Source organism: Actinosynnema sp. (assembly GCF_052038725.1).
Map to the genome: position 1 here is coordinate 1 of NZ_JBQGCX010001352.1, position 8,551 is coordinate 8,551.

Genomic DNA, 8,551 nt, shown 5'->3' on the forward strand with positions numbered 1-8,551 from the left:
CCGCCTTAGGCTCGCTCCCGTGCTGGAGGACCGGACGAGGGCCAGGGTCGTCGCGGCGTGGTCGCTCACCGCCGCCGCGCTGCTGGTCCTGGGCGTGATCGACGTGCTGAGCGGCCAGTTCTCCGGCAGCGACAACAGCCCGCTGCGCCTGGTGTGGTCGGTTGCGGCGTGCGCGCTGCTGCTCGCCTCCTGGGGCCTGCGCCCGCGCGCGCTCGCGCTCGTGGTCGTCCTGCAGGTCGCGCTCGCGCTGGGGGCAGCGCTCCTGCCGAGGGGCGACGCGCCCCTGCCGTTCCCGTTCGCCGCGTCGGTCGCGCTGCTCGCCACGCTCACCCCGGTCGTGCTGCGGGTCGGGCGGCCCCGGTCGTGGGCGCTTGGCGTGCCGCTGGTGCTCGCGGTGGCCGCCCAGGCGCTCGGCGCGGAGGTGGGCGACCTGGCGTTCACCGTCCTGGCACTGGTGCTGGCGCAGGCCACCGCGCTGTTCGTGGCGGCGGGCTCATACCTGCGCTCCACCGCCGCCGCCCGCCGCGAGCAGGTCGACCGAACCAGGGCCGCCGACCGCGCCGAGCTGGCCCGCGACCTGCACGACTACGTCGCCCACCACGTCACCGGCATCGTCGTGCAGGCCCAGGGCGCCGCCGCCGTGGCGCGCACCCACCCGGAGCTGGTGGTCACCGCGCTGGGCGACATCGAGCGCGCGGGCGCCGAGGCCGTGCACGCCATGCGCCGCGTCGTCGGGCTGCTCAGGGACACCGGCCCCGACGCGCAGGCACCCGGCGTCGCCGACCTGCCCGACCTCGTCGCCCGCTCCGGGCTGCCGGTCGCGCTGGAGCTCGCGGGCCCGGTGGGCGGGGTGCCCGCGCAGGTCGGCGCGGCGGCGCACCGGGTGGTCATGGAGGCGCTCACGAACGTCCGCAAGCACGGGCGCGGCGTGACGCGGGTGGAGGTGCTGCTGGTGGCGGTCGACCACGGCCTCGGCGTCCAGGTGACCGACGACGGCGCGGGCTCGCCGGGGAGCGGCGGGTTCGGCCTGCTCGGGCTGCGCGAGCGCGTCACCGCCGTGGGCGGGACGCTCTTCGCCGGGGCGCGGGGGCCGGGCTGGGTGGTGCGGGCCTGGCTGCCGACCGGGCAGGCGGGCTTCGACGCGGGGGACGACTGGCTCGCGACCAGGTCGTTCACCGCGGGAGCGCTCGAGGACCGCCCGTGACGATCTCCGTGCTGGTCGCCGACGACCAGGCCATGGTGCGCACCGGGTTCCGCATGATCCTGTCGGCGGAACCGGACATCGAGGTCGTCGGCGAGGCCGTGGACGGCGTGGAGGCGGTCGAGCTGGCCCGCGCGCTGTCCCCGGACGTGGTCCTGATGGACATCCGGATGCCGCGCATGGACGGCGTCGAGGCGCTGCGCAGGATCACCGGACCGGGCGCGCCGGGCGTGCCGAGGGTCGTGGTCGTGACCACGTTCGACGACGACGAGAACGTGCGCCGGGCCCTGCGCGGCGGCGCGTGCGGCTTCATCCTCAAGACCTCGGGCGCGCCCCTGCTCCTGGAGGCCATCCGGGCCGCGGCGACCGGAGAGGCCCTGGTGAGCCCGGCGATCACCGTGCGCCTCCTGGAGGGCCTGACCCCCACCCGCCGCCGCACCCCGGACGTGCGGCTGTCCCCGAGGGAGCTGGACGTGGTCCTGCTCGTCGCGCGAGGCCGCACGAACGCCGAGGTGGCCGGGGCGCTGCACGTCACGGTCGGCACGGTGAAGACGCACCTCGCGTCGGTCCAGGCGAAGCTGTCGGCCCGCAACCGGGTGGAGATCGCGGCGTGGGCCTGGGAGAACGGGCTGGTCCCGGTGCGGGAGTAGGGCCCCGCGCACCGGGACCCCGGCTCACGGCCTCCCCGCCCGCTCGCAAGCCTCCGCCCGCTGCTGCAAGAACGCCAGCAGCCCGTGCTCCCGGCTCGCCCACGGGTCCGCGTCGGCCTGCGCGCCCAGGACCCGGAACTGCTCCACCGCCTCCGCGTGCCGCCCGTTCGCGGTCAGGGCGAAGATCGCGTACCCCCGGTCCGTCCGCACCGCCCGAGGCGCGTTGCCCTCGCCCGCCAGCCGGGGCAGCAGCACCTCCAGGGCCTCGCGCACCACCGGCGTCTGCCACGGCGCGTCGTCGTCGCCGTCCTCCCGGTCGGGCAGCTCCTCGGTCGCCAGCATCGGCAGCACCGCCAGCGACGGGTGCGCGCGCATCGCCTCCTCGGCGAACCCCATCATCAGCTCGTGCGACCCGTGCCACTTCGCGCACCAGTACTGCAGCGCCTGCACGTGCCCGCCCCGGTGGTGCGGGTCCCTGGCCACCAGCTCCGCCCACGCCTCGCGGAACCGCTCGTGGTCGTAGCTCAGGCCCCTGGCGAGCATCACGCGCGTCATCCACGGCGTCGGGTCCTCGGGCGCCAGGGCCGCCGCCACGTCCACCGCCTCGTCGGCCTGCAACAGGAACCGGTGGAAGCCCGCCATCTGCTCGGCGCTGGTCTCAGCGGCCCTCCGGCTGCCGCGCGCCTGCCACGCCAGGTGCACCAGCGCGATCGCGCGCAGCGCGGCCAGGTCCGGGTTCGAGCCGTCCTTCTCCTGCCAGCGCCTCAGAAAAGCCTGGTTCGCCGCCGCGCACCCGGCGAGCGCGCGCACCACCTCGTCGCGGCGCGCCCAGCGGCCCCTGGTCGAGGCCAGCAGTTCGGCGCCCGCCTCCCAGCGGCCCTCGGTCGCCTCGGCCACCGCCCGGTCCAGCTCGGGGTCGGCGAGCGGCTCGCGCGTCACCTGGTCGTTGGGCACGAGTCCCCACGGGGTGGCGTCGAACTTCTTCAGCAGCCGGGGCGCGAGCACCTCGTCCGGCAGGTCCTCCATCTCGACGCCGCGCCGCGACGCCTCCCGCATGAGCCACAGGGTGTTCGCGAGCTTCTTGGGGTGCAACAACAACGACAGGACCACGGGGTGCTTCTTCCTGAACGGCTCGGTGACCGGTGGTGAGGCGGGGCGCGCACGGGCGGCGCGGCCGATCGCGGGGGAAGTGTGCACCACCGGTCAGCCGCCCACCAAGCGGATTGCGCTCCAGCGGAAGGCCGTCACGCCCCCGGTTCCACCGCCGGGCACCGCGTCCCGTCCTCGGGCACCACGCCGTCCAGCAGGTACGCGTCCGCCACGCCCCTGGTGCACGCGCTGCGCTGGTGCACCCCGTGCCCGGCGCCCCCGCAGGTGACCAGCACCACCGCGTCCCCGGCCTGGCGCCGGACCTCCAGCGCGCCCGCGAGCGGCGTCGCCGGGTCGTGTGCGCCGTTCAGCGCCAGGATCTTCGGCGCGCCCTCGACCCGCAGCGGGCGCTGCGGGTTCGACACCTCCGTTGTCCGCCCCAGGCACGTCCCGATCGGCTGGTCGGGGCGCTGCCCGCCACCCGTGTTCGGGGCCACCCGCCGCACGTGCGCGGTCAGCGCGGCGTGCTCGCGGAAGTCGCGCACCGGCAGCGCCCAGTCCTGGCAGAACACCGCCGGGAACGGCTCCGCCACCACGTCCGCGCTGGCAAGCGCTTCCCCAACGCCCGCAACGGTTCCCGGCTGCGCGTCCAACAAGTCCACCCCGGAGTTGCCGGGCCCACCGGGGTTGACCACCAGCACCCCGATCCGCCGCGCGGGGTCCGACGCCACCCGCCGAGCCACCGCCACCCCGACCCGGCCGCCACCGGGATCGGCCCGGTCGACGGGCACGGACAGCACGCCGCACTCGACGTCGGGCAGCTCGGGGCACGGCGCCCAGCACGCGAACCAGCGGTCACACGGCACTTCCTCCTGCGGGGGACGCAGTGCCCGGATTGTGCACCCGGCGCGGGGACGGGGTTAAGGGGAGAGCGGGGCTCGGTCGCAAACTCGCGAGCGGGCTACGTGCTCGCAAAATCCTTTGTAGACAGTCCATTAAGGACTGAAAAGTGCCCTTCCCGCTCAACCGGGTCACCCGCGAGCCGACGCCCGAACCCGAGCCTCGCCGACCATGACCGGGTCGAGCGAGGGGTGGAACTCGTCCGCCACCGCCCACGCCCGCTCGGCCTCGTCCCTCCGCCCCTCCGCGTTGTGCGCGTTGCCCAGCCCGGTCCACGCCCGCGCCACCTCGTAGGCGCTGCCGCACCGCTCGCCCAACCCGACCGCCTCCGCGTACCCGGCCGCCGCGTCCTCGTGCGCGCCGTCCAGGAAGCGCGCCCACGCCGCGCAGTTCACCGACATCACCTCGTCCAGCGGCAGACCGAGCGCCACGAACTGCCCCCGGCTCTCCTCCGCGTGCCGCACCGCCTCCGCGCACCGCCCGAACTCCGCCTCCACCAGCGCCACGCCCCGCAGGGTGATCGCCGCGTTCCGCGCGTTGCCGAGCCGCCGGTACGCGCCCAGCGCGGCGCCCAGCTCCCGCAGCGCCCGCTCGTGCTCGCCCTCGTACAGCGCGGCCCACCCCAGGCTCGACCGGGCGTTGGTCGACCCGTGCTCGTCGCCCAGCTCCCCGAACAGCTCCAACGACTCCTCGAAGCACTCCGAGGCCACCCCCGGCTCGCCCCGGTCCAGGTGCGCCACGCCCAGGTTGTGCGTGGTGGCCGCCAGCGCCCACCGGTCCTCGACCGCGCGGGCCGACGCCGCGGCCATCCCGTGCGTGTCCACCCACGGGCCCCACAGCTTGGTGCGGAAGAAGAAGTCGCGCAGCGCGAGCGCCAGCCGCCAGCAGTGCCCGTGCAGCCCGTGCCCCGAGGCCAGCCCGCACAGGCCGACCAGGTTGGGCCACTCCCGCTCCAGCCAGGACAGCGCCTCCTCCCCGCCCGCGAACTCCTCGACCGGCGCCGCGAGCTCCGGGGGCAGCGCCGGGCGGTACCGGTGCGGGCTGATCAGCTCGTCGGCGCGGTGGGCGAGCCGCAGGTTCAGGTCGAGCAGCCGCGCCACGGCGGCGGCGCACTCCTCGGTCGGCACCGCGGGCAGCAGCCGCGACCGGGCGAAGTCGCGCATCAGGTCGTGCAGCAGGACGCGGCCCGCCGGGCTCTGCCCGACCAGGTGCGCGTCGCCCAGCCGGTCGACGATGCCCCGCGCCTCCCGCACGTCGACGTCGCCGAGGGCCGCCGCGCTGCGGACCTCGATCTCACGACCGGGGTGCAGCGCCAGCATCCGGAACAGCCGCGCCTGCGCGGACGGCAGCGCCCGGTAGGACACGCTGAACGCGGTGACGACGCTGCGGTCCCCGTCGTCCAGGACCGCCAACCGCGAGTCCTCGTCGGCGAGCCTGCGCTCGAACTCGTCCAGCGCGGCGGTCCCCGAGCGGAAGCGGGACGCGGCCACCCGGATCGCCAGCGGGAGCCTCCCGCACCGCTCGACCACGCGCGCCACGACCTCGGCGTCGGCGTCCGCGGCGGCCTCGCCGCCGACGGAGCGGAACAGGGCCGCGGCCTCGTCGGCGGGCAGCGCGCTGATCGGCACGTGCACCGCCTCGTCCAGCGCGTTGAGCCGGTTGCGACTGGTGATGATCACTCGGCACCTCGATTCGGCGGGGATGAGGGGGAGCACCTGAGCGGTGTCGACCGCGTTGTCGAGCACCAGCAGGAACCGCTTGCCGCGCAGGCGGCTGCGGTAGAGGTTGGCCCGCGCGTCCAGCTGCGGCGGGATCGAGTCGCCGGGCACGCCCAGCAGCCTGAGCAGCGGGTCGAGCACGTCGTGGGCCGTCACGCGCTCCGCCTCGCGGTCGTGGGACCGCAGGTCGAGGAACGCGCACCCGTCCGGGAAGGAGCCCGCGGCCTCCCACGCGGCGCGCAGCGCCAGCGCGGTCTTGCCCGCGCCCGCCATGCCGCTGAGCACGCAGACGCCGCCCGCGCCCGCGCGCTCCGCGAGCGCCCCGGCCACGGTCGCGAGCTCGGCTTCGCGCCCGGTGAAGTGCGCGGTCGAATTCGGCAGGCCGAACACCGGCAGCGCCGGAACGCCGACTTGCGCGCGGCGCCTGTTCTTCTCGCGCATCAGCGCGAGTAGTGAACCGCCCGCGCCGAGCGCGCTGTCGCACGCTTGTGCGAACTCCCGGTTGCCCGTCGCCTTGCCGGTCTCCACCTTGCTCAGGTAACCCTTGCTGTAGTGGATCAGGCGGGCGAAGGCGCTCTGCGAGTGGCCTGCGATTTCACGCTTCCGGCGCAGTTCCGCGCCGAATTCCGGTTGCTGTTCCACCATGCTCCGATCCTGCCCGGCGCGGGTTCGGGACGGGCTCGCCGCCGCGCGGGCGGGCCCCGGAACGCTCCGGGGCCCGGCCGCTCCGCGCCTACCCGAACAGGGTGAACAGGTGGAACACGAGTTCGATGACGTGGCTGTGCACGGTTCCCACACCTCCTCCGCGTCGCACGCGACCGGAAGCGCCTCGCGGTCCACCGCGTCCGCGCCACCGGGGCGCGCCGTTCCGCCATCCGAGGAACCCCCTGGTTCCCTCGGCATTGTTCGGCGAATCCCGGCTCCCGCCGGTGTGGCGCTCCCGATATTGCGGGGGTGTTCGGCTCCGCCCCCCGGTCACTCCGTTTTGGACGTGCCAAGCTTCACCTGCGGGAGGTTCGCCGAGGAAGTGGTTTCCTGTTTCCAGCACCGCTGGGAAACGGTTCGCCATATATGGGGGCGACGCGCCCGCGCAACTAGGCTCCCCTCCCGCGAAGGGGAGGTATTCCATGATCAGAAACGTTGGTGCTCTCGTCGCCGAGCTGAAGGCGCTCCGCAAGGGCCGGGGGCTCGACGCCCCCGACCTCGCCGCGCGCGTCGGCCCCGGACTGCGCTCCGCGTTCGCCCTCGACGTCGACGCGCGGCCGGACCGGTTGCGGGAGGAGGTCGCGGAACGGCTCCGCGAGCTCGCGGGCGCCCTGGCCCCCGATCAGCGCGACGCGGTCCTGGTGGTCTACGGGCTCACCCCGGAGAGCGCGGCGACCCGGTTCTACAAGGAGCGCGTCACGATGCTCGCCACGAGCATGGAGCGGGACGACCGGACAGCGGGCAGGTTCATCGACAAGGTCCTGGACCTGGTCGCCCGCGCCGCGCTCGCCCCGCCGAGCGCTCCGGGCGACACCTGCGAGGACGAGGCGGCCCTGCCGTGGCGCCTCACCAGCCTGCGCACGTCGGTCGTGCTCAACGAGGAGCGGCCCAAGGTCTACGAGACGCGCCGCCTGCTCCTGATGCGCGACCGGATCGACCGGATCGACCTCGACCTGTCGGTGCCCGTCACCCCGGCGGGCGTCCCGCCCGGCGACGGGTTCCAGTTCCACGTCCTGCACGGCGCGACCCTGCAGGGGGAGGTGCGGCGCTCCAGCACCAGGAGGGGGTACTCGCTCAGGCTCCCGCGCGCGCTGCCCCGGCAGTCCGAGCACGAGGTCTTCCTGCGCTTCACCGTCCCCGGCCGCGGGGCCATGTGGCCGTTCTACGTGTCCACGCCCGCGCTCCGGTGCGAGCACTTCGACCTGCGCGTCAAGTTCCCGGAGAACCTGGTGCCCGAGCGGGTCTGGCGGGTCGCGGGGGTCCTGCCGCTCGAGGTGCAGGACCCGCTGGCGGCCAGGGAGTCGATCGAGCCCGACGCCAACGGCGAGGTGCACTCCACCTTCACCGGGCTGGTCCCCAACCTGTCCTACGGCGTGGTGTGGTCGCACGAGCCCGCCGGACGGCCGGGCGCCGGTTCCTGACCCGGTCGAGCCGGACGCACGGGGCGGTCGCGCGAGCCGCCGGCCGCCCCGGCGCCGCTCAGATCAGGGTCGGGTTCCCCCAGGCCAGGTCCAGCGCCCCCGTCGACGCGCCCCGCGCCCTGGCGGGCCCGCCGAAGCCGATCCGCTGCGCCTCCAGGCGCAGCACCTCGCGGCAGGTGACGTCCACCTCCACCACGCACAGCTTGCCGAGGGAGACCATGCCCTCCCAGGCGAGGTCGCCGTCCAGGAACGCCCGCAGCAGGCAGACCTGGTGCTTCTCGGCCGCGCCGTCCAGCACCCCCGCCGCCGCCTGGAACCGCCGGTAGCGCCCGCCGAGCTCCACCTCCAGGAAGCTCTCCGCCGGACCACCCGCCCCGGCCCTCCGCACGACCGCGCTCCGCTCGTACCGGACCCCGTCGATCCACGCCTCGCCCGAGCTGGTGTCCGGGCTGTGCGCCCGCCAGGTCAACCCCGCCAGCACCTGCTGGCCCGGCCTGGGCGCCGTGCACGTCGCGCCCCGCCACACCCCGCGCTCGGGCCGGGTGACCTCGCCGATCCCGGTGATCGCCGCGACCAGCTCGGCGACGCCCTCGGCGTCGACGCTGTTCACGTGGTAGCGGGTGGTCGAGTACGGGTGCAGGAACGCGGGCACGTCGTCGATCTCCCGACCGGCCAGCACCACCGGCAGGATCCGGCGGGTCGCCTCGTCCAGGTTCCTGGTCATCTGCTCCCGGAGGAACCGGATCTCGTACTTGACCCCGCGCCCGTCGCTGGGCGGCGTCTCGCCCGCCGCTCGCCGCCGGTAGTCGGGGGAGGCGATCACCACGGTGTAGTCCGCGCTGAGCAGCTCCTTCACCGCCCAGAACG

At 75.1% G+C, this 8,551-nt stretch carries 7 protein-coding genes; 3 read left to right on the plus strand and 4 right to left on the minus strand.

Annotation, left to right across the window (positions count from 1 at the left end):
- Window positions 1-19 precede the first annotated feature (19 nt).
- On the plus strand, window positions 20-1,204 hold the full coding sequence (locus ACTUAL_RS28540; RefSeq protein ID WP_440902405.1) for a sensor histidine kinase: 1,185 nt from the start codon (window positions 20-22) through the stop codon (window positions 1,202-1,204).
- A complete protein-coding gene (locus tag ACTUAL_RS28545) occupies window positions 1,201-1,851 on the plus strand; it encodes a response regulator (protein WP_440902406.1) in 651 nt (216 codons plus the stop codon). Before ACTUAL_RS28540 ends, ACTUAL_RS28545 begins: the two co-directional genes overlap by 4 nt.
- Window positions 1,852-1,875: 24 nt before the next feature.
- Here the strand turns inward: ACTUAL_RS28545 and ACTUAL_RS28550 are convergent, their stop codons facing one another.
- The 3 genes from ACTUAL_RS28550 to ACTUAL_RS28560 all read right to left on the minus strand — a co-directional run bounded on the left by ACTUAL_RS28550 (window position 1,876) and on the right by ACTUAL_RS28560 (window position 6,203).
- A complete protein-coding gene (locus ACTUAL_RS28550; RefSeq protein ID WP_440902407.1) occupies window positions 1,876-2,961 on the minus strand; it encodes a DUF4034 domain-containing protein in 1,086 nt (361 codons plus the stop codon).
- A 134-nt stretch (window positions 2,962-3,095) separates the two neighbouring features.
- On the minus strand, window positions 3,096-3,806 hold the full coding sequence (locus ACTUAL_RS28555) for an alpha/beta hydrolase (RefSeq protein ID WP_440902408.1): 711 nt from the start codon (window positions 3,804-3,806) through the stop codon (window positions 3,096-3,098).
- 165 nt (window positions 3,807-3,971) lie between these two features.
- On the minus strand, window positions 3,972-6,203 hold the full coding sequence (locus ACTUAL_RS28560; protein WP_440902409.1) for an NB-ARC domain-containing protein: 2,232 nt from the start codon (window positions 6,201-6,203) through the stop codon (window positions 3,972-3,974).
- A 482-nt stretch (window positions 6,204-6,685) separates the two neighbouring features.
- Between ACTUAL_RS28560 and ACTUAL_RS28565 the strand changes: the two genes are divergently transcribed.
- Complete coding sequence (locus ACTUAL_RS28565; protein WP_440902410.1) at window positions 6,686-7,684, plus strand: hypothetical protein; 999 nt, start codon at window positions 6,686-6,688, stop codon at window positions 7,682-7,684.
- Window positions 7,685-7,742: 58 nt separating this feature from the next.
- On the opposite strand, the gene ACTUAL_RS28570 is transcribed toward ACTUAL_RS28565, so the two are convergent.
- A partial coding sequence (locus ACTUAL_RS28570; RefSeq protein ID WP_440902411.1) for an NPCBM/NEW2 domain-containing protein occupies window positions 7,743-8,551 on the minus strand: 809 nt, incomplete at its 5' end.